The following is a 22,246-nucleotide window of genomic DNA, read 5'->3' as shown; positions in this document are numbered from 1 at the left end:
TATCATGCGTCAAAAAAATAAGTCCATCCCTATAAAAACAATGACTGCTGAATTCAGTTCAGGAATCAGTATAGGCAAAGCGCACTTTGATGAACAGGATATCATGAATCTGGATGACGTCAGACGATCACACCGTGATAACTACCATTCGTTCTTTCTGTTGGAAAATGGAACTACTGAAATCGAAATAGATTTTCAACAATATACTGTAAAGCCTTTTTCTATTCTATATATACATCCACATCAGGTACATCGTATTGTTGCTCTGACAAATGTGAGCGGTAGTTTTTTGAGGATCAATAGTGAACATATAAATCCGGAATACCTCCATTTGTTAGAAGAGCTGGCTCCACTCAAACCTCTAATGGTTCAAGAAGATATCTTTTCTATCCTAGCCAACAGTGCATCGCTATGCCTTACCCTATCTGCACGAAAAAATCAGCAATTGTATCACGCCTTATTAAAAGACAGCTGCAATACATTGATTGGGCTCTTGACTTCGATGTACCTCGAGGGCGCTATACCTGTCGACAAACTTTCACGATCTGAGATTATCACAAAAGCATTTAAGGCTTCCCTGCAAAGTGATTTTCTCGCTATAAAAAGGCCCGCAGCCTATGCTATGGGTCTCAATATCTCTACCCCCTATCTGAACGAATGTGTCAAAGACGTCACCGGCTACCCTGTGTCCTATCATATCCAACAGCGTATCATTTTAGAAGCTAAACGTCTGCTTTATCATTCTGACAAGTCAGTTAAAGAAATCGCCGATGCCTTAGGTTTTGAGGATTACCCCTACTTCTCGAGATTATTCACTAAAGTGACCGGAATGTCGGCACTATCCTTTCGGAACAAAAACCGCGATTAGTCCAATACCCTCTTCCTTTGCTCCATTGTTTGCGTTACAAATTAGCTGTTTCTTTGTCATGAACAAAAAAGCAATACCATGATATCAACACTACCCAAATGGGCAGGCGGCATACTAGAAAGTCTCGTTGGCCAACGTGCTGAAGTGATCGGCACCACTTACCTCAGCCCCCATCTTAAAAAGGTGCGTTTTCAGAGCGACCTTGCCAAAATGAATTTCCAGATTGGCTATGCGAGTGTGATCCGTGTAAACGAAATCGAATACCGGAATTATACGATTGCCTATCATGATATGCAACTGGGTATCCTGGACATTATCTTTCACATCCACAATAATGGTCCCGGAAGCAGTTATGCAGACACTTTAAGCGTTGGTGATCATCTCTATATCAGTAGCCCGAGGGGACATAAGGTGTATAACCCAAAATTTCAGCATCAGTTACTATTCGGCGATGAAACTTCGCTCGGATTGGCCTATTCGCTACTTCCCACACTCAAAAAAAACAATCATTCCTTCCAGTTCTATCTAGAACTAGACGATGCAAATCGAGAAGTTCCTGAGCTGTTGGGCTTAGAAAACTGTAGTATCTTTCCAAAAAATGGATCGTTTTCCGATGCAGAATGGGTCGATGGTCTTCCCATTTTTCATCATGAAAACTGGCTTCATGCCAGCTACACTTTAGTTGGCAATGTCACTTCCGTTCAAGCTTTTCGAAAGGCCCTTAAAAGAAACGGTGTAAACCGTATAACTACACAAGGATATTGGCTACAAGGAAAAAAAGGATTATAACAGATTGTATTAAAAATTTAAAATTAAGAACTGCATGATTTATGTATTTAAAACCTCAGTAGAAACTGAAAAAGACATTCTCATTTTAGAATATGATTTAAATGAACACTGCACACCGGGCAGATGGAATTTCGATCTACAGGATTGCGATCGTATCTTACGCATCGATACTTTAAAGGAAAATCCACAATCTATCATCGGGCTGTTGCAGGATAAAGGCTTTCACTGCGAAGAGCTTCCCTACTAATCAGATCAAATATAGGGTCGTGTAGCTAACCTTAATATCAACATATTTACGCTAATTACTAATCTAGATTTTTAATCAGGATAAAGCTCTCTGTCGTAGCAACGATAAAATTGTTATAGTTCGAGCATTATGCTGTTCAAAAATCAAGGATTTATGTAACTCAATCAAAAATCAAATCTTAAGATCAGTTGATGAAAATTAGCTACTAGCAAGTATATGATTCTTGGAAATAACATACAATATCTACGAATTGCAACTGAAACATGCGGAATTTTGCGCTTTACATAACATCAATAAATTCACTTTGCAGATTGGTAGTTCCAACTTCGATAGGTATATTTAAAACCTCATGACAACATATGGTTTGTTTTGTAAACGTTTATCTTTTATAGATACTCCTTATGTTGCAATGCGTTCTTACGCAAGCGGTAAAACCGGCACTTGCAAGTTTTAATATTATAGGGAAGTAATACAGAAAATATGAATTTCTTAATCCAACAGCTAAAAAAATACGGACCAATTCATACTGATCTTGAGGAAGAATTGATTAAGAGAACTAAATTCATGACCAAACAAAAGGGTGATTTTTTTCTTAAACAGGGGCAAGTTGTATCCAATATGTTTGTTATTGAAAAAGGAATTGTGCGCGCATTTTACAATAAAGAAGATCGGGAGATCAATGTTTGGTTTGGTATCGAAAATATGATCTTAGGTTCAGTGATTCCTCTTTTCTTCAATCTTCCTTCTTTAGAGAGCATTCAGTTTTTAGAAGATTCCTCTATTTACTATATTTCCAGAGAAGATATGAATGAGCTTTATCAAAAATATCATCAAATGGAAACCATTGGGAGAAAATTAGCAGAAGAATATTGCAAAATATTAGAGGAGCGTGCCATTTCTTTACAGACTGAATCTGCTGAAGAGCGTTACAATACGCTGCTTAAGAATGAAACCGCAGCGGCACAACGCATTTCGCTAGGACATATCGCTTCTTATCTTGGTATAACTCAGGAAACATTAAGCCGGATCCGAAAAAAATAATGATAGTTTGTATCGAAATTTTAACTGAATTTGATATATATCAAAAAAAACAATCTCAATCTACCGTTCCTTTGTATGATTCTTAATCATATAAAAAAATGAAATATTTATTTTTAGGCTTAGCTATTGCATTTGAATTACTTGGCAGTAGTTTTTTAAAAGTATCCAATGGGTTTTCAAAGTTAATTCCATCTATTGTCACTATTCTGGCTTTTATAGCTTGCTTTTATTTTCTTTCCCTGGCGCTTAAATTTATTCCCCTTAGTATTGCTTATGCAGCTTGGGGTGGTATCGGTATTGTTTTAACAACTGTTATCTCGGTTGTTATTTTCAAACAATCACTTGATCTTCCAGCAGTGATTGGTATTGTTTTGATTGTTGCCGGAGTCATTATAATGAATTTCTTTTCAAAAGCTGCCTCACATTAAGCGATAGCATCTGAAATATATTTTTTTGAATATATTTTTTTTCAACCATAAAATATACCTTGAGTGGCACGATGGAGAAACCGAACACAACTCATCGTTCTTGGTTTAATGTTAAAAAAAAGGTCCTTATTACTTTACGTAATAAGGACCTTATAAAATGAAATGGTATAATCCTTATTTCAATTTTTTTACTCTGATATTTTTAAAGAATACTTCCGAACCATGTCCTAAGAAGGCAAGATGACCCGTTGTACGTTTTAAACCTGGATGATCTTTACCATCCAAAGTACCATTTTTGCTTGCCGCTGCAATATCAGCATCAAGAATCACTGTACCATTTAAAGTAACTTTAACACGGTTACCCTTTACAACGATTTCTTCCGTATTCCACTCGCCTACTGGCTTTAAAAATCCTTTTTTAGCCGTTACAACACCATACACCGAACCATGGTATTGGTAAGGTTTCAAATCTTTATAGATATCTGCAGTGTTATCCAACACTTGGATTTCCATACCAGCATAAGCGGCATCACCCTCTAAAGGAGCTCTGACACCCACACCATTGTTTGCACCTTCTGTCAATTTGAAATCAAAACGATAGATGAAATCTCCGTACTCTTCTTTTGTATAAAGATTACCACCAAATTTAGCATCTGGCACTACTCTAAGATATCCTTCATCACTGATCACATAACCATCATTCTTCGTCCACTTATCTAAGTTTGTACCATCAAACAGAACCTCAAAACCTTCTTTCTTTTCAGCCGCGCTCAATTGAAATACATTTTTTCTAGCCAGCTCTTTTACGTAGATATCTCTATAAGACACCACTGTACCATGGGCCTGCAACTCAAGTTGCTCGGTCGGGAAAATAGATTGATTGCGATCCCAATAATTTTCTAAAGGCACATTATCGGTAACCAATTTACCATTTAAGTAAACAGTAACCTTATCGTCAACCATTTTAATTCTGAACGTGTTCCACTCACCTAAGGCATTATCAGCCACCAATAATGGTTTTGATTCAGCCTTTTGGTTATTATATAGACCACCCGAACCTACTTGAGCACCATCTTTTACGCGAGAGATGTCCCAGATCTGAACTTGTGGCGTACCACGAAGATAAATCCCAGCATCACCCTCTTTACCGTTTTTATCCAGTTTCCAGTCAACCAACATCTCAAAATCGCCATATTGTTTAACCGTAGCAATGTTATCTCCCTTACCGTTGAAAATCAATTCACCATTATTAGCAACCCATCCCTGACGCATTTGCTCATCAGCTTTTACCTGCGCAGCAGCTAATTCTTTTTCAGTCATTTGACCTCTCTTAATCGGGTTTGCCACAAGACCTTTCCAGCCTGTTAGATCCTGTCCGTTAAATAGGCTTACAAAACCTTCAGATTTAGGCATTTCAGCAAGATGCTTAAGCACAGCTTCTTTTAAGTATGCACTTTCGCTTCCACTTAAATTGCTGACCACCTCATTCAGTATGTTACGAACATCAGAGCCTATAAAAGATTTATTATCTAAAGCAATGTTCATAGCTGTATTAACGGCAGTGCCTTTCAGTTCCGGATCTTTCAAAAACTTACCTGAAAATACCACCGCTTGGTAAGTGCCCGTACTTTGTAGAGAACCTAAAACAGTTCTTTTTTGATTGTTATTTTTAGCAACTGCAAAAGCATCTTTCAATAAAAGGGTCTTCTGATCGTTTGTTTCGCTTGATCTATTGATATTCTTGATCAATCCAGCAAATACTTTTTCACTTAAACTACTTGATAAGTTTGTTCTTGACAACTGGATAAGCTCATTTAAAGCTAAAGGAGTCGACCAGTCTGCGATCGCTAAAATAGCGGCATCACGAAGAGCAGGATTATCAGATTTCAAGTAATTTGTAACCGCATTCAAAGACTCCTGATCGCCAAGTCTGGCAAAAATTGGAAAGAATTTGGTTGCACTAGGTGCTGCAGAACGGGAAATATTCGCAGCAAGTTTTTGGATATGTTGTTCTTTGTTAGGACTAGACTGGATCACATTTGCAATCGCAACCTCTAAATTCCTGCTTGAAGCCTCATCCGCTTTTGTCAATAGATTAACAAGTACTTCTAGATCTTTCTCCTGTGCAACATTTGGTAAAGCCTTGTTGATGGCTTTATTTACATCAGAATTGGTGCTATTCAAAGCCAATACAGCTTGCGAAGAATTAGCATTTGCCCTTGTGCTCAAAATATCCAATAATTGGATTTTCTTAGCATCATCAACAGTTGCTAATGAATTGTTGATCACGTCCATTGTCTGTTCATTTTTTGAACTTAACAAAAGTGCTTTGATCGATTCATTCAGTTGCGCATCAGTAGACAAATTATCAATTAAAGCTTTCGAGTCAGCACCTTTAGAAAGGAGATTGATCGCCGAAAGCCCCGCTAATTTAGCATGCGCATCTGTAGACTTGCTAACAATTTTCTCGATTGCTTTTAATTGAGTTATAGAACCGTTTTGAGCAATATAATTCAATAATGATTCTTGCACAGCAGGGCTTGATTTCGCTGCTAGTCCTAATAGTTTTTTAGTATCATTTGCATCTCCGTATTTGTGCAATAGATTTAAAGCAACATGACGGTAGACATTATTTTCGTTTTGAGCCGCCGCAAACAAGTTTTTCTTTTGTTTTTTAGCATCCAATCCTGTCAATAAAGTTAACGATCCTACTTGTGCATTGATTGCTTTCAATTTAGAAGCCTCAGCAAACAAAGTATTTAAGTAAGCAATTGCTTCTTTATTTTTTTTGTTCTCAATTAGAGATTCGGCATAGTCCAGACCTAAACCGATACCATTCAGGTTATCATAACTGTAATTTGCAGTTTTAAGCTCTTTTTCAAAGATCGGAAGCGCTGCTGTTCCTCCAATTTTGCTCAGGGCAATCAAAGCAGTACGTTTGAAGCTATCCGATTTGAACTTATCGATCAAAGCGATGATAGCCGTCTCGGTATCTTGATTTTTAACATCTCCCAAAGCGGTCACGAGCGCAACTGCACATTTTTCATCTGTTACTTTCGCTAATCCCTGTGCTAATGCATCACTTGATTCTTTCGTATTGATCGAGACCAATGTGCGTGCCGCACCATCAGCCAAATACGGTGTATTTAAATAAGTAGCTACTTTACTCACAGCAGCGTTCGTTGCACACTGACGTAAAAGACGCAATACAAAAGCTTTGTTGGTATCCTCTTTCACCGTACCCAATGCATCCAATAGACCTTGTACAAATACATCTTTCTGTTTTTCTTTGCCTGGTTGGTTAACAAAGAAAGAATAGCTATTTGTGGCATACTCTACTTGCGCATTGTTTTGGCCCTGCGGTTTCAATTGATTTAGCATCGCCGCGATTTCACTTGATGTAAAGTTTTCCAACTCATTCATCGCGTATAAAAACTTAGCCTTTTCTTCGGTAGGTTGCTGCCCCAGTACATCAGCTATTTTAGTAGCAGTCGTTCTATTTTGGGGCTGTTGTGCATATGCTGCCACTTGAAGTATTAATAAGGCAGATATCGTATTAAAAACTTTTTTCATTTTAGATAGATTAGAAAATTACATTGACCAAGGGCCACGCATCGGTTGATAAACTAAACGGTTTGCTGCATCGTCATTGATAAACTCATCTTTTGTAGAATCAAATTTCAATGAGCGGTTTAAACGTAAGGCAATCAAGCCCATGTTGACCAATGTACATGAACGATATCCGTTCTCTTCATTTAATGCAAATTTCTCGCGTGTACGTACCGATTCCAAGAAATCTGTAATCTGTGGTGCTGGCTCAGGAAATTGTGCCAGTTTCCTTTCCATATCCGGTATATCAGACACAAAGCCTTTATATAGCTTCCCTTTAGGTCCCTCTATATAAGCCATGCCTTCATCTTTACCTTCACCATCTAAAATAATCTGACAGCCATCAGCATATGTATAAACAATTCTTCTCCAGGTACCGACCGCATCACTATGTTGCTGCGGCGCATCAACTTCTACCGATACAGGACTTTCGCCATCTTTTCCTAAGAAATATTGAACAGGATCCAAATAATGTTGGCCCATATCACCAAGACCACCGCCATCGTAATCCCAGTACCCTCTAAAAGTTGTGTGCACGCGGTGCGTACTATAAGGTTTGAAAGGTGCAGGACCTAACCATAATTCATAATCCAATTCTGCTGGTACAGGTTCAACAGGAAGGTTTTCTTTCCCTACCCAGAAAAATTTCCAGTCAAAACCAGTATGCTTGCTGATCGTTACTTTCAACGGCCAACCCAACATACCTGTATCTACCAATTTTTTAATTTTTTTAACAGGAACATTCATTCCGTAGAAATTATCGGCAAAACGGAACCAGGTATTTAATCTAAACATATTACCATGTTGTGCGATCGCTTCTTTGACACGTTTTCCTTCACCGATAGTACGTGTCATCGGCTTTTCACACCAGATATCTTTTCCTGCACGCGCTGCTTCCAAAGACATCAAACCATGCCAATGCGGAGGAGTTGCAATATGCACGATATCTACTTCAGGGTTTTTAATTAAATCACGAAAATCATGATGTTCTTTAACTCCGCCACCTAAAGCCTGTTGCGCTAGAGCCAAATGTCTTGTGTCGACATCACATATCGCCACTGTTTTTGTTCCCGCGTATCCAAAATGACCACGCCCCATTGAACCTACGCCAATGATGCCCTTCGTTAAATGGTCACTTGGAGCCAAATATCCTTGTCCCCCTAATACGAATCTAGGGACAATTGAAAATGCCGCTGCTCCTGTGATGGATTTCTTTAAGAAATCTCTTCTGGAGCTATTTTTTTCTTTCATACTTATTTAATAAATGATAGTTTGGTTGTGTTAGATTTAATAATCTGTTAAAATACAACTTTTCACTAAAAAGCAGGCCAAAAAAAAGCTTCGTCGGGTAACAAAGCTTTTACAATCAAAATAATACGGTATTCTAACCCTTATAACGTCGGTCGTTCATATAATGTTCTCGTCGCTATTGACCTTCCTAAGGTCAATTCATCGACATATTCAAGCTCACCGCCGAAAGCAATACCACGTGCGATAGTGGTGACCTGGATATTAAATTCTTTGAGCTTACGATACAAATAAAATATCGTTGTATCTCCTTCCATCGTAGCACTTAATGCCAATATCACCTCCTTTACATCTTGCTTACGCATACGGTCGACCAAACCGTCAATCTTCAAGTCAGACGGTCCTACCCCATCCATTGGTGAAATAAGTCCCCCTAATACATGGTAGATTCCTTGGTAAGAATTGGTATTTTCAATCGCCATCACATCACGCGTATCTTCCACGACACATATAATGGAATGATCCCGCTTTGGAGAAGTACAAATTTCACATTCATGATAGTCTGAAATATTAAAACAGATATGGCAATACTGAATTTCTTCTTTCAATTGATTAATAGTAGATGTAAATCGTGCAACTTCAGCATCCGATTGCTTTAACAGGTGTAAAACAAGTCGCAATGCAGTTTTTTGACCTACTCCAGGTAAACGTCCAAACTCGGATACAGCGTTTTCTAATAATTTAGAAGAAAAATTCATGGCACAAATTTAACAATATAATAGTTAAAGAAACTGTTCAAATTAAAAATATTCCTTATCTTGTATTCCCTTCAAATGAAAAGGAACAGTAATTTTTATAATAAGAGTATAGCATGGATATTACAAAAGACGACAAAATAAGAAGTGCCTTTGAAAACAAAACGTGGCAGGAGATAAAAGTAAAAGATTCGTGGCAAATATTTAAGATCATGTCCGAATTTGTAGATGGATTTGAAAAATTAGCTAAAATTGGTCCTTGTGTTTCCATTTTTGGATCTGCAAGAACTCCACAAGATCATAAATACTATCAAATGGCTGTCGATGTGGCAAGTTTATTAACTGCACGTGGCTATGGAATTATATCTGGAGGTGGCCCCGGTATCATGGAAGCTGCAAACAAGGGAGCTTATGAATCCGGCGGTAAATCAGTAGGACTAAATATAGAATTGCCGTTTGAACAATTTCACAACAGATATATTGACCGTGATAAACTTCTTGAATTTAACTATTTCTTTGTTAGAAAAGTCATGTTCATGAAGTATTCGCAGGGGTATATTGTTATGCCGGGCGGATTTGGAACAATGGATGAATTATTTGAAGCAATTACATTAATCCAGACAGGTAAAATCGCACGCTTCCCGATCGTGTTAGTGGGTTCCGAATATTGGTGTGGCCTTTTCGACTGGATCAAGAACACAATGCTAGGTGAACGCTACATCAGCGAAGAAGATCTAAAACTCTACCGCATCGTTGATACGGCGGAAGAAGCTGCAGATCATATTTTCAGATTCTACGACAAGTATTTATTAAAACCAAACTTTTAATAATAACTGGTATCGATATACAACGGGTTCCATACATATGTATGGGACCCTTTTGTTTTGGTATAGCAAGGGATTTTGCAAAATGACCGTACGCTATGCTATCATAACTTCGCGATCTTAAGTTTCTAAAAATGGGAACATGCAAAAACTCATCTCATCGTCCGATAATTGACACTAAAACAGCACCTCTATTTAAACCATCCCAAATGATTAGTGGCATAGCTATGACCATACATCAAAATTAAGGCTAAAGCCAGCTGTTACTTTGGACTTGATCGGCGCAGTATGCCACAACTTGATAATGATAAAAAAGTAACATTATTGGCAAATATAAAGGTAGTATTTTGAAAAAATATATTGAATCTTTATATCGGTTCTAATAGTTCCAAAAACTTATAACTAAACTCTAAATTCCCTACTACTGTAACCTCTCAAAATGTAATGAAGATAAAAAGAAATCTAACCTGTTGTATATTATTATTAAGTTTTTCAAGTCAGGCGCAACAAAACGTCAATTCATCTAATAATATAGGCAGTCGTGCACAATCGCAGCAAAAGAGAAGTTTGATAAAAAATTCTGATGCAGATAATCAATTCTTTTTAAGTAAAAAAAACTTAATGACAGCCGTCTGGAACGCACCGTTTAGCTATGAAAGTATCCGCAGTAATCATGCACCTATTGGACCTTATATAGGCAATGGTGATGTTGGTGTGGTCTGCCATACTGCTGAAAACAGCCAGACTTTCAGCATCTCAAAAGTCGATTTTGTAACAGATGGCTGGTCGGACTGGGCCGGATCCGGCCCCGCTGCCCTTCCTGTTGGCGGGGTTAAAATAACAGTAAAATCACCGATAAGCGCTGGTTTTAAGTATGAGATGGATCAACTAGGTAATGAATTGCGCATGCGTACAGCAACAGCACAACCTGTGCATATGAAAAGCTGGATATCTGTTAATGAAAATCTTTTAGTCACTGAACTGGTAAATAACACAAAAACTCCTATCAAAATATCTGTAGATACTTATGCCGATAGTATATCAGCAACATATGGCACAACAGCCGATGTGAACAGTAACGTAACGCAGGTAACAAGACAAACTAAAACTACAGATGTAAGATGGGTCTCTAAAGCCGGTATATCAACTAAGGTTCTTGGCGCATCATCTATTTGCAGTAGAGAATCCCAAGCCCAGACCAATACGCACTTTACTCTTAAAGCTGGAAAAACTGTCTATGTACTGTCTTACATATCGGGGGGCGGTATGAAGAACGATGCACAGATGGAAAACGCCTATAAAACACTTCATGATTTGCAAAATAACCGTTTAAATGAATTAAGAAATACAAAAATAGCATGGTGGAAGGATATGTGGAATAGGTCATATGTGGAAACAAATGATGAATTGATCAATAGGCAGTACTTAAGTTCGATCTATTTTCTAGCTTCTGCCTATAATGAACATTCCCCGGCATGTGGTGGCATGTATGGTGTCTGGAATATGGATGACAAAATGATGTACCATGGTGATATCCATTTAAATTATAATAGCCAAGCTGGATTTTATAGCGTCTTCTCCGCGAATAGACCCGAAATTGCAAAACCTTTTTACAATTTCATTGAAACAATCTTACCTGACGGAAGAAGACGTGCGCAAAATGACATGGGAACTGTCCATCCCTCTCTAGCTGGGAAATCATTTAGAGGGGCTGTTTTCTTAGTTGGTGGACTGGGAATTGGCATACCTTACAATTATTACTGGCAACAAACGATGAATGCGCCGTTCAATGTACCACTTTTCAGCTGGTACTATGAATATACTGGTGATTTGGCTTTTTTAAAAAAGAGAGCTTACCCCTTTATTAAAGAATGTGGTGATTTCTATGAGGATTACCTGAAAAAGGAGCCATATGGTGATACTTATCGATACAGTATCACTACTGGCGCACATGAGAGTTCCTGGGATCTCAATCCTCCCTCCGATCTAGGTTTCGTCAAGCAAACCTTCAGCTTACTTCTCAAGTATAGTGAGCTATTGGATGTGGATGAAAACCGGAGAACGCTGTGGCAGGATATTCTCGATCACCTTCCTAAATACAAGGTAATACAGCCAACCAAGATACCGAATAAAGGCTTGCCGGTTTTTGCAAAAAATGAAGCAGGATGGGATCTACCAAACCACATGATACAAATGCATCCGGTCTACCCCTGCGAAGTACTCGATTTACTTTCAGATCCAGATTCTTTACAGATAGCTAAAAATACTGTTGAATACTATGAAGTTGACCAAAATGGATTTCAAGGATCAATGAATGCGTTAGGTCTAAGCGGTTATATTATGGCTGCACGCGTTGGCTTCTCACCCGAAATAATTATTAAAAACCTAAGCATATTGGCCAGCGGTGCTCAAAAAAACTTCTTGATTACAGATGGCCATCATGCTTCGGAAAAAACAGCCCTAGTTGAAACGGTCAACTCAATGATGCTTCAAACGCTTGATAACACGCTGTACATATTTCCTAATTGGGTAAAATCAAGCGCTTCATTTACGCGCCTACGGACTAAAGGTGCCTTTTTAGTTTCTGCAGATTATGATGGCACTACCATAACAAATCTGTCCATTTATAGTGAAAAAGGCACAAAATGCCAGATCCACAATCCTTGGAAAGAAAAAGAAATACAAGTGATGGAAAATGGTAAGCAAATAGCCGTAAGTAAGACAGGAGAAAGGTTTTCATTTGAAACAAAAATAGGTCGTCACTATATAATCAGGCCTATAGGGACTTAAGCTCAATAAAATTAAATTTATGCCGGTTCATCACTGGTATAAATTTAATTTATATAAAGCACACGATCAGTAGAAACACAAAAAAAGGTCAACCTTTTTGAGATTGACCTTTTTGAGCCTCCTATCGGAATCGAACCAATGACCTACTGATTACAAGTCAGTTGCTCTACCAGCTGAGCTAAGGAGGCATCATGTATGAAAGTTAAAAAAGAGCCTCTTATCGGAATCGAACCAATGACCTACTGATTACAAGTCAGTTGCTCTACCAGCTGAGCTAAAGAGGCTTTTTTAAATAACCCTTTCGAATTATGATGGTGCAAATATCGAAACCTTTGACAACAAAATCAAACTTTATTGGCTTTTTTTTTCACATTTTTAATAATTTTCTGAAAATCAAGCCATTTATTTTTCATCCAAATATGAGATTAGCTCTCAAAAACAGCTAAAACTGAAATTTTGTCATTTCACAATAAAAATACAAGACATTTTTTCCGAAAAAAGAATAAAAACAGATATGGCATTTTGATTGTTATCCCATTATCAAATCAAAAAGCAAATAAAACCATGAATTTCAATAACTATACAATTAAAGCACAAGAGGCGATTCAAAAAGCTTCGGAGATTGCCACAGGCAATCAACAGCAGGCTATTGAGACCGCACATATACTTAAAGCCTTGCTAACAGTTGATGAAAATGTAATCAGTCATCTGTTAAAAAAATTAAATGTAAATATCCCTTACTTAAGTGGAGAACTGGATAAGCAGATTCAGGCATTCCCGAAAGTCAGCGGCACAAATGTCTATTTGAGCAATACCTCAAATTCGGCCTTGCAAAAAGCGCAAAGCTACTTGAAGGAGTTTAATGATGAGTTTGTATCTGTAGAGCATCTACTTCTAGGTATTCTAAATGCAGGCGATAAAACATCTAGTCTACTGAAGGATCAAGGAGTAAATGAAAAGGATCTTAAATTAGCGATCAAAGAACTACGTGGCAACACAAGAGTGACGGATCAAAATGCCGAAGCTACCTACAATGCTTTGGGAAAATACGCCCGTAATTTAAATGAGTTTGTTGAATCGGGAAAATTAGACCCTGTTATTGGGCGTGATGAAGAAATTCGCCGCGTGATGCAGATCTTATCCCGTAGAACTAAAAACAATCCCATATTAGTGGGTGAGCCAGGGGTTGGTAAAACCGCTATTGCCGAAGGTATTGCACACCGGATCATCAACGGTGATGTGCCAGAGAATTTGAAATCAAAAATCGTATTCTCTTTGGATATGGGGGCTTTAATAGCCGGTGCAAAATACAAAGGCGAGTTTGAAGAAAGATTAAAAGCTGTTGTCAAAGAGGTTGCTGACAGTAACGGCGAAATCATCCTGTTCATCGATGAGATCCACACCTTAGTTGGTGCTGGTGGTGGTGAGGGTGCAATGGATGCTGCCAATATCTTAAAACCTGCGTTAGCACGTGGAGAACTTCGTGCTATTGGTGCAACAACATTGAACGAGTATCAAAAATACTTTGAAAAGGATAAAGCATTGGAACGTCGTTTTCAAAAAGTAATGGTTGACGAACCAACGACTCAAGATGCAATTTCAATCCTGCGCGGATTAAAAGAACGTTACGAAACGCACCATAAAGTGCGCATTCTTGACGAAGCAATCATTGCCGCTGTAGAATTGTCAACCCGCTACATTTCGGATCGTTTCTTACCAGATAAAGCGATTGACCTAATGGATGAAGCGGCTTCAAAATTACGTCTTGAAATGGACTCTGTTCCTGAAGCTGTAGATGAGCTGAATCGCCGTATTATGCAACTCGAAATTGAACGGGAGGCAATAAAGCGTGAGCATGATGATAAGAAAGTCAGTGAACTTTCTGAAACGATCGCTAATCTATCTGCCGAACGTGATTCTCTACGTGCATCCTGGCAGTCAGAAAAAACGTTGGTGGACAGTGTCAACCAGGAGATTGAAAATATAGAAAACTATAAGCAGGAAGCTGATCAAGCGGAACGTGCAGGAGATTATGGAAAAGTAGCTGAGATTCGCTATGGCCGTATCAAAGATGCGCAGGATAAGGTCGAAAAATTAAAAGCAGAATTAGCTGAAAAGCAGGATAGCAAACGGATGTTAAAAGAGGAAGTGACTTCTGAAGACATTGCTGATGTGGTATCTAAATGGACCGGTATTCCTGTTAATAAGATGATCCAGTCTGAGCGCGATAAGCTTCTTTCTCTGGAAGAGGAATTACATAAGCGGGTTGCCGGGCAGGAAGAGGCGATTGAAGCGATTTCTGATGCTATCCGCCGTTCAAGAGCGGGACTTAGTGATGCTAAGCGTCCCATTGGTTCTTTCATCTTTTTGGGAACTACCGGTGTGGGTAAAACGGAGTTAGCAAAAGCACTTGCTGAGTTCTTATTTGATGATGAACATGCGCTTGTCCGAATCGATATGTCCGAGTATCAGGAGCGTCACGCAGTGTCCCGACTTATCGGAGCGCCTCCAGGATATGTAGGTTATGAAGAAGGTGGACAATTGACTGAAGCTGTTCGCCGCCGTCCGTATTCTGTCGTACTTTTGGATGAAATTGAAAAAGCACATCCTGATGTGTTCAACATTTTACTGCAAGTACTCGACGATGGTCACTTAACAGATAACAAAGGTAGAACGGTGAATTTCAAAAACACGATCATCATCATGACTTCCAATACCGGATCGCATATCATTCAAGAGAATTTCTCGCAGTTGAATGATAATAACAGAGATGAGGTTATTGCAAAAACAAGAGGTGAAGTGTTTGAGCTTTTACAAAAATCAATTCGCCCAGAGTTCCTGAACCGTATTGATGAAATCATCATGTTCACACCACTGAGCAGAAATGAAATTGCAAGCATCGTACGGATGCAATTTAGCCATATTCAAAAACAATTGGCTGAGCAAAATATCTTCATCACTGCATCGGATGACGCTATGGATTGGCTAGCGCAATTAGGATATGATCCGATCTATGGTGCAAGGCCATTGAAACGTGTTATGCAAAAACGCATCCTGAATGAACTTTCGAAAGAAATCCTTTCAGGAAAAGTAAATAAAGATGCGGTTATCCAATTGGACGTATTTGATGGTCAATTTGTCTTCCTGAATAAAAATGAGGTTGAATAAAGGTCAAAGCACCTTTTAAAATTAAAAAAGTGGCTACTCGCAAGAGTCAGCCACTTTTTTTATATTTTAAAGAATAGTTGAAAACAATTTTCATTTATCCCTAACGCTGATCATGATTTTAGAGCATCAGAAATTCATGAATAAGCCTTACTTTTTCCAGACAGTTCTTGTTGTATTTGAACTTTTATATATTGTGTAAGTAAAATATGCGAAACCAGAAAACAATACTACAGCTAATGCAGCACTTCCCAGAAAACCCAACTGCTCTGCAATAGCAGCTAAAACACTCTTGAAACCCGATCGGTTACCACTCGTATCAGGTACTTCGCCATTTTCTAATTCCCTTGCCATCATCACGAGTGAAAAACCGAAAAAAAGCAACTGCAATTGTATAAAGCAAATTACGTATCCAGGTTTTGTCTTTTATGATTTCTACTGTTTCTCTAAGTCCTGATTGCTCTTCAATTGCCTGAATGGCTTCTTTCAATTGGGCTTTATTCTCAAAGTCTGCAACTACAGCTTGATAAGCTTTTGGATCTAATACATCAATATCAAGCAATGGTGGCTGATTATCAAAAAGTGGTACAGCTCTTTTTATTTGACTAAAAGGGATGAAAATAATATGTTCTTCTGATTCTTCAGAATCATTTAAATATGCTGTTAAAGATGCTTCTGGCAATTCCGCTTCGGCGAAGTAGAATCCAGTTGCTGTCATCCAACGCGTCTTAAAAACTAATTCTTTATTTTGATAATACTTATCCATAATTTTTTCAGTAAAAATTCGTCAAGTTGCTAAAATAGCAGATTAATTCAATACATCTGCTACTAATTTCCGTTAGAATTTCATGTTATATTAACTATTCGCCCAAATCCCACTCCCAAACACTATGGTAGCTTTGCATGGTATCTACATATTTAATAAAATTATCATAAAACTCATGCTTACCCACAGTGGCACTATCCCCCACCACAATGAGCTTTTTCTTTGCTCTTGTCATAGCAACATTCATCCTACGCACATCGGAAAGGAAACCGATTGCCTGCTGATCATTGCTCCTTGTTAAACTGATATATATGATATCTTTTTCCTGCCCCTGAAAACTATCGATAGTGTTAATTTGGATATGATGACGAAAGGGAGCAATCTGCTCATCATTTACTAATAATTCATTTAGCAATGTCGCTTGTCTCCGGTAAGGAGTAATAACTGCAATCGCCGGAAAATCAGTTTCAGCATAAACCTGTTCAAAAGATAACAATGATTGTTTCAAATGATTGATAACAAAACGAGCCTCCCCTACATTAAATGTAGCTGTTCCATCCTGTTCTTCCTCAAAACCTGCCCCTGCAGTATCAATAAAAACAACAGGTTCCGAATCTTCTTTGAGCGTCCAATGCTGTACATGATCTCCTGCAATGAGATGATCATCATATAGTGCCGTAGAAGGGTATTGCATAATCTTTTCATTCATCCGATACTGAACGTTTAATAAAGAAACATGTTCAGGATAACGTTTTACTAATTTTTCAAACAACGTATGATAAAGACCGATATTCATCTGGGCATTTGACTTCACCGTGGGAGGAAGCTGACAATGATCACCTGCAAGCACCACCTTATTTGCTTTTAGAATCGGAATCCAACAAGCGGGTTCTAAAGCCTGTGCTGCCTCATCGATAATAACAACCTGATATACCCTATTTCTGACTGCGTACTGATTGGATCCGACTAAAGTAGCAGTAACAACCTGTGCTTTATCCAGAATATCTGCAACCATAAAATCTTGTATATCACCAATTTCTTTCCCTATTTTTCTGGCTTCATCAAAAAGTGCTTTACGCTGCTCCCGTTCAGATCTTCCAAAACTTCGTTTATACTTCTGAGCCATTTCGGTGTAAGCCCGTGCTTTTTTCTTGAGCAACTTGACTTCCTTGTTTGCCGGATGCTGATCCACTTGGGCATCCAGTGCTAATTCTTGTAAATGTTCTGAAATTTTGACGGGATTTCCAATGCGTGTCACTAACACTCCTGCGGCATCTAATCGTTCGGTCAAAACATCAACTGCCGTATTACTCGGTGCCACAATTAAAATTTGCTTATTTTCCTTTTTCAGTAAGGCTTGTACTGCTTTGACCAAAGTTGTCGTTTTTCCTGTACCCGGAGGGCCATGTATAATGGAAATCGGATTCTCACTTAAAACATGAGCTATGGCTTCATTTTGACTCTGATTTAAAGTAGCGTTATCGTAATTAATTTCTTTTTTATATCCCTTTAACTCCTCCTCACCTATTATCTCGCGGATCAGTCTTCCTTCATTTAAATCTAAACGCAGTTCTTTGGCTTTCCTTAATGCTTCATGCATTTCTTTATATGAATTTTCATCAAATAAAAGATCTACACCAAGTTTACCTCTTCTCGTCCAGTCAGGCAGTTCGTCGACCCGCAATGCAATTTTCATTGTATCTCTATTCACAAAAGAAATCAGTCCTTCTGCCCGATCGACTAGGGGATCATGATTCGAGAAAAGAGCGACCGGCATACCAAAGCGAAAACGATGTTCATCCTCCTGGTTATTTGTTTTGGACAATGTAATGGTCAGATAATCACCACGCCCCATCTCTTCACCTTTAATCTGAATCGGAAACCAGGTCACACCTTTTAACTTTCTTTCATTCAAGCTTGACTTTAGCAAAAGGGTTTCATATTGCTCACGATCAAAGTCTTGTTCTATATTCAAGAGCATTTTAAGCTCATCAAAATAATTCATATTTTAAAATCCTACTCTACTATATACAGCAAAATAACCATTTTTTAATTTGAATAAGGGTGGAATATGATAAATAAAAATTAAATTGGCTATGAGAAACGATCACATTATTTATAAGCTTAAAGATCTTGGAACTATGGAAACAATCATTCTAGCAGGAGGTACAGGAACTATTGGTCGGCATTTAACAAAATTGCTTGTTAGCGAAGGGTTTCATGTCATTATATTCAGTCGAAACCCCAGCGTAAATAAAGACAGCAATCATATTGAACATTTATACTGGGATCCAGATACTAAACGTATAAACAATGATGCGATAAAACGGGCAGATTATATTATAAATCTTGCTGGAGCTGGCATTGCTGACAAGCGATGGACGAAGAAGCGTCGTCAAGAACTGATCTCCAGCCGGGTTAATAGTGGTAATTTAATCGCAGAAGCGCTACAGCAACTTCCTAACAAAATTAAAGCTGTCATTTCAACATCGGCAGTTGGCTGGTATGGAGCAGACAAAAAAACCGGACATGCTTTTACTGAAAATGAAGAACAGGGTACGGATTTTTTAAGCTGGACCTGCAAGCTATGGGAAGACAGCGTAAAACCTGTTGAATTATTGCATAAAAGAGTTGTTATTTTCAGGTTAGGCGTAGTTTTCAGTAAAGATGAGGGTGCTTTAAAAGAATTGACCAAATCATTAAAGTTTAAAAGTGCAACTTACTTAGGTTCGGGAAAACAAAAAATGAGCTGGATCCACATCGATGATTTGTGCAAGTTGTATTTAACAGCCATACGTAACAATGAAATAGTGGGAATTTACAATGCTGTATCCTCAGAAGTACTGGCACAAAAAATAATAATCGATCGAATCGCTAAACAAAAAGTAGGTTCAATCTACCTACCGATTTACGTACCTGCTTTTCTTTTAAAATTTGCTCTTGGACAAATGGGTGAAGAAGTTTTGCTGACAAGTACAACAGCGAGCAACCAAAAAATAATTGATACAGGCTTTAATTTTAAATACCCATTTCTAACTGAAGAATGCATCAAAACCCTGTAATGTGAATATAAGTATTGTGATTTAGGGCTACTTTTGATACATTTGCGCTAAAATATAGTAATATGCCTTTGTTTAATATGGCCATTACTGAATATCCATTAGCCTTTCAGGACATGTTTGAAAGGTTTTTTTGTAAGATTAGTTTTTACTATACATAAATGATAGAATTAATTAACATTTCCAAGACATTTGCAGTAAAAAATAAGTTTACGAAAGCATTGGATCAAGTAACACTTGCTATTCCAAAAGGGCAAATATTTGGTGTGATAGGTAGCTCAGGTGCAGGAAAAAGCACATTAATCCGCTGCGTCAATTTATTGGAAAAACCCGACGAGGGACAAATTTTGATTCACGGTGTCGACCTAATGAAATTATCCAATCAGGATTTAATTCAGCATCGACGCAAGATCGGCATGATCTTTCAACATTTCAATTTACTTTCCTCCCGTACGGTATATCAGAATATCGCTTTTCCGCTGGAACTAACTGGCACTTCGAAAAATGATATTCAGCTAAAGGTAATGGAGCTACTGGCTTTGGTAGGACTGGAAGACAAAGCACATGACTATCCTGCAAGTTTATCTGGCGGTCAAAAACAGCGTGTTGCTATTGCTAGAGCCCTCGCAAGTGATCCTGAGATTTTGTTATGTGACGAAGCAACCAGTGCTTTGGACCCTGCTACAACCAAATCTATTTTGCAGTTGCTAAAAGCAATCAATAAAAAATTAAATTTAACCATCTTACTGATTACACATGAGATGGAAGTCATTAAGATCATTTGTGATCAAGTTGCTGTCATTGATGGCGGAAAATTAATCGAAACTGGCACAGTGGAACAGATCTTCACATCACCTAAGCAGACATTAACAAAGCACTTCATTCAATCGTCACTACATGCCGAATTACCGACAATCTATCAAGAGCGCCTGAAAGAAAGTGGAAATCCCATCGTCCAGATTTACCTTGCAGAACATTTTAATCAAACTTCTGTTATCAAACATCTGCATGAGCAATATGCCATTGATGTGGCTATTATCAGTGCGCAGATTGATTATGTAGGTTCAATCAAATTCGGCATACTTAATCTGGAACTTATTGGTGAGGCTGATAATATCAGAAACAGCCTCCACTATTTAAAATCAAATTACTCACAAATAGAAATCATAGGATATGTCTGATACAGTTATTGATTTATTGATAAAAGGTACTATCGAAACTATCGTCATGACTTTTCTGTCTGGCTTTTTTGGTTTTCTGATTGGCCTCCCTACTGGTATTTTTCTTTTTTTAACACGAAGAAACCAATTACATGAAAATAAATATATTCATCAATTACTTGCCATACTGGTCAATATATTTCGATCCATACCTTTTATTATCCTGATCGTTTGGATGATACCTTTTACCAGGCAGCTTGTAGGCACTTCTATTGGTGTTACTGCAGCTTTGGTACCTTTAAGTTTCGCTGCCGCACCTTTTATTGCCAGGTTAGTTGAAAACAGTTTATTAGAAATTCCGCATGGTCTAATTGAAGCTGCGCGTGCCATGGGAGCCACTACATTACAGATCATATACAAAGTTTTACTTCCCGAGTCTCTGCCATCACTCGTTAATAATCTGACAATTACATTGATTACCTTAGTCGGTTATTCAGCTATGGGCGGAGCAGTAGGTGCAGGTGGGCTTGGACAGATTGGATACCAATATGGTTATATCGGTTATGATACTTTTATTATGAATGCTGTATTAATTTTACTAATTTTAATTGTATTTATTCTTCAATTTACAGGAGATTACCTGTCTAAAAAAGCTAATCATCGTTAACATCTATTTTAAAAAACTATGAGATTACATTCTAAAATTTGCGTTGTAGCATTGGCTCTATTTGGCTTAACAGCTTGTAACGGAAAAAAAACAGATTCAAAAGTCCTTAAAGTAGGAATTGTCGCCGGTCCAGAGCAAGACATTGCTGAAGAGGCAAAAAAGGTGGCAAAAGAAAAATTTAATCTTGACGTCGAGCTTGTAACTTTTAACGATTATGTAGTCCCTAATGAAGCGTTGAATCAAGGTGATATTGATGTTAATTCATTTCAGCACCTTCCTTATCTTCAAGAACAATCGAGACAGCGCGGATATAAATTAGCCGCAGTCGCCAATACCTTTGTCTTTCCTATAGTTGCTTATTCTAAAAAAATAAAGTCAATCAATGAATTACAGCCAGGAGCAACTATTGTCATTCCTAATGACCCAACGAATGGGGGCAGATCGCTGTTGTTACTTCAAAAAGAGGGATTAATAAAATTAAAAGATGATGTGGGCCTTCTGCCAAAAAAGACAGATATCATAGAAAATCCGAAGCGATTAAATATTATGGAGCTTGAAGCTCCCCAATTACCACGGGTTTTAGATGACAAAGAGGTTATCATTGCTATTATTAACAATACTTTTGCTGCTCAGGCTGGTTTAGACCCTGAAAAAGAAGGTTTATTTGCTGAAGACAAAGAATCACCGTATGTGAATCTAATTGTATCGCGAGAGGATAATAGAAATGATGAGCGTATCAAACAATTTATAGAAGCTTATCAATCACCGGAAGTAGAAGCCATCGCTAAAAAAGTTTTCAAAGGCGGAGCGATCAAAGGGTGGTAATCAAC

18 protein-coding genes and 2 tRNA genes are annotated in these 22,246 nt (G+C 38.0%); 12 read left to right on the top strand and 8 right to left on the bottom strand.

Translation table 11 applies throughout. From position 1 onward, the window contains the following. The first annotated feature begins 4 nt into the window (after positions 1-4). The 5 genes from ACFS6I_RS15090 to ACFS6I_RS15070 all read left to right on the top strand — a co-directional run bounded on the left by ACFS6I_RS15090 (position 5) and on the right by ACFS6I_RS15070 (position 3,373). Complete coding sequence (locus ACFS6I_RS15090; protein WP_380921822.1) at positions 5-868, top strand: AraC family transcriptional regulator; 864 nt, start codon at positions 5-7, stop codon at positions 866-868. 78 nt (positions 869-946) lie between these two features. Further along, positions 947-1,657, top strand: a complete 711-nt coding sequence (locus tag ACFS6I_RS15085; RefSeq protein ID WP_380921820.1) for a siderophore-interacting protein — start codon at positions 947-949, stop codon at positions 1,655-1,657. A gap of 34 nt (positions 1,658-1,691) precedes the next feature. Then, positions 1,692-1,904 carry a hypothetical protein gene (locus ACFS6I_RS15080; RefSeq protein ID WP_168127478.1) on the top strand — a complete coding sequence of 71 codons (213 nt, stop codon included), beginning with the start codon at positions 1,692-1,694 and terminating at the stop codon, positions 1,902-1,904. Between the two features lie 480 nt (positions 1,905-2,384). Beyond that, a complete protein-coding gene (locus tag ACFS6I_RS15075; protein WP_132772732.1) occupies positions 2,385-2,945 on the top strand; it encodes a Crp/Fnr family transcriptional regulator in 561 nt (186 codons plus the stop codon). Between the two features lie 98 nt (positions 2,946-3,043). Beyond that, positions 3,044-3,373: a DMT family transporter gene (locus ACFS6I_RS15070; RefSeq protein ID WP_132772730.1), complete on the top strand. Its 330-nt coding sequence runs from the start codon at positions 3,044-3,046 to the stop codon at positions 3,371-3,373. Between the two features lie 174 nt (positions 3,374-3,547). Here the strand turns inward: ACFS6I_RS15070 and ACFS6I_RS15065 are convergent, their stop codons facing one another. From ACFS6I_RS15065 to recR, 3 genes are all read right to left on the bottom strand, one after another. Continuing rightward, entirely contained in the window at positions 3,548-6,946 is a 3,399-nt protein-coding gene (locus tag ACFS6I_RS15065; protein WP_380921818.1) for a DUF1080 domain-containing protein, read from the bottom strand. A gap of 18 nt (positions 6,947-6,964) precedes the next feature. Next, entirely contained in the window at positions 6,965-8,233 is a 1,269-nt protein-coding gene (locus ACFS6I_RS15060; RefSeq protein WP_132772727.1) for a Gfo/Idh/MocA family oxidoreductase, read from the bottom strand. 140 nt (positions 8,234-8,373) lie between these two features. Beyond that, a complete protein-coding gene (gene recR, locus ACFS6I_RS15055) occupies positions 8,374-8,988 on the bottom strand; it encodes a recombination mediator RecR (RefSeq protein WP_168127475.1) in 615 nt (204 codons plus the stop codon). A 119-nt stretch (positions 8,989-9,107) separates the two neighbouring features. Between recR and ACFS6I_RS15050 the strand changes: the two genes are divergently transcribed. Both ACFS6I_RS15050 and ACFS6I_RS15045 read left to right on the top strand, forming a co-directional pair. Next, positions 9,108-9,812: an LOG family protein gene (locus ACFS6I_RS15050; RefSeq protein ID WP_037526690.1), complete on the top strand. Its 705-nt coding sequence runs from the start codon at positions 9,108-9,110 to the stop codon at positions 9,810-9,812. A gap of 441 nt (positions 9,813-10,253) precedes the next feature. After that, a complete protein-coding gene (locus ACFS6I_RS15045; protein ID WP_380921816.1) occupies positions 10,254-12,599 on the top strand; it encodes a glycosyl hydrolase family 95 catalytic domain-containing protein in 2,346 nt (781 codons plus the stop codon). A gap of 115 nt (positions 12,600-12,714) precedes the next feature. Here the strand turns inward: ACFS6I_RS15045 and ACFS6I_RS15040 are convergent. Then, positions 12,715-12,787, bottom strand: a tRNA-Thr gene (locus tag ACFS6I_RS15040). Positions 12,788-12,810: 23 nt separating this feature from the next. After that, positions 12,811-12,883, bottom strand: a tRNA-Thr gene (locus tag ACFS6I_RS15035). Positions 12,884-13,163: 280 nt separating this feature from the next. On the opposite strand from ACFS6I_RS15035, the gene clpB reads away from it, so the two are divergent. Then, complete coding sequence (gene clpB, locus ACFS6I_RS15030) at positions 13,164-15,767, top strand: ATP-dependent chaperone ClpB (RefSeq protein ID WP_132844729.1); 2,604 nt, start codon at positions 13,164-13,166, stop codon at positions 15,765-15,767. 147 nt (positions 15,768-15,914) lie between these two features. Here clpB and ACFS6I_RS15025 read toward each other — a convergent pair whose 3' ends face one another. From ACFS6I_RS15025 to ACFS6I_RS15015, 3 genes are all read right to left on the bottom strand, one after another. Beyond that, a complete protein-coding gene (locus tag ACFS6I_RS15025; RefSeq protein ID WP_380921813.1) occupies positions 15,915-16,121 on the bottom strand; it encodes a hypothetical protein in 207 nt (68 codons plus the stop codon). Further along, positions 16,084-16,530, bottom strand: coding sequence for a hypothetical protein (locus tag ACFS6I_RS15020; protein WP_380921811.1), 447 nt, complete (start codon positions 16,528-16,530; stop codon positions 16,084-16,086). Before ACFS6I_RS15020 ends, ACFS6I_RS15025 begins: the two co-directional genes overlap by 38 nt. 94 nt (positions 16,531-16,624) lie before the next feature. After that, a complete protein-coding gene (locus tag ACFS6I_RS15015) occupies positions 16,625-18,535 on the bottom strand; it encodes an AAA domain-containing protein (RefSeq protein WP_380921809.1) in 1,911 nt (636 codons plus the stop codon). Between the two features lie 91 nt (positions 18,536-18,626). Here ACFS6I_RS15015 and ACFS6I_RS15010 point away from each other — a divergent pair, with 91 nt between their 5' ends. From ACFS6I_RS15010 to metQ, 4 genes are all read left to right on the top strand, one after another. Then, positions 18,627-19,592 carry a TIGR01777 family oxidoreductase gene (locus ACFS6I_RS15010; protein WP_380921807.1) on the top strand — a complete coding sequence of 322 codons (966 nt, stop codon included), beginning with the start codon at positions 18,627-18,629 and terminating at the stop codon, positions 19,590-19,592. Between the two features lie 158 nt (positions 19,593-19,750). Continuing rightward, positions 19,751-20,770, top strand: a complete 1,020-nt coding sequence (locus ACFS6I_RS15005; RefSeq protein WP_380921805.1) for a methionine ABC transporter ATP-binding protein — start codon at positions 19,751-19,753, stop codon at positions 20,768-20,770. Continuing rightward, entirely contained in the window at positions 20,763-21,416 is a 654-nt protein-coding gene (metI, locus tag ACFS6I_RS15000) for a methionine ABC transporter permease MetI (protein WP_132772716.1), read from the top strand. Before ACFS6I_RS15005 ends, metI begins: the two co-directional genes overlap by 8 nt. Before the next feature lie 18 nt (positions 21,417-21,434). Further along, positions 21,435-22,241 (top strand): methionine ABC transporter substrate-binding lipoprotein MetQ, encoded by an 807-nt coding sequence (metQ, locus tag ACFS6I_RS14995; protein WP_132772714.1) that lies wholly within the window; start codon positions 21,435-21,437, stop codon positions 22,239-22,241. Positions 22,242-22,246: the final 5 nt, after the last annotated feature.

Source organism: Sphingobacterium anhuiense, assembly GCF_042686355.1.
Taxonomy (GTDB): Bacteria; Bacteroidota; Bacteroidia; order Sphingobacteriales; family Sphingobacteriaceae; genus Sphingobacterium; species Sphingobacterium anhuiense.
The sequence above is the reverse complement of the archived record's forward strand: the minus strand, read 5'-3'. Positions and strand labels throughout refer to the sequence as shown.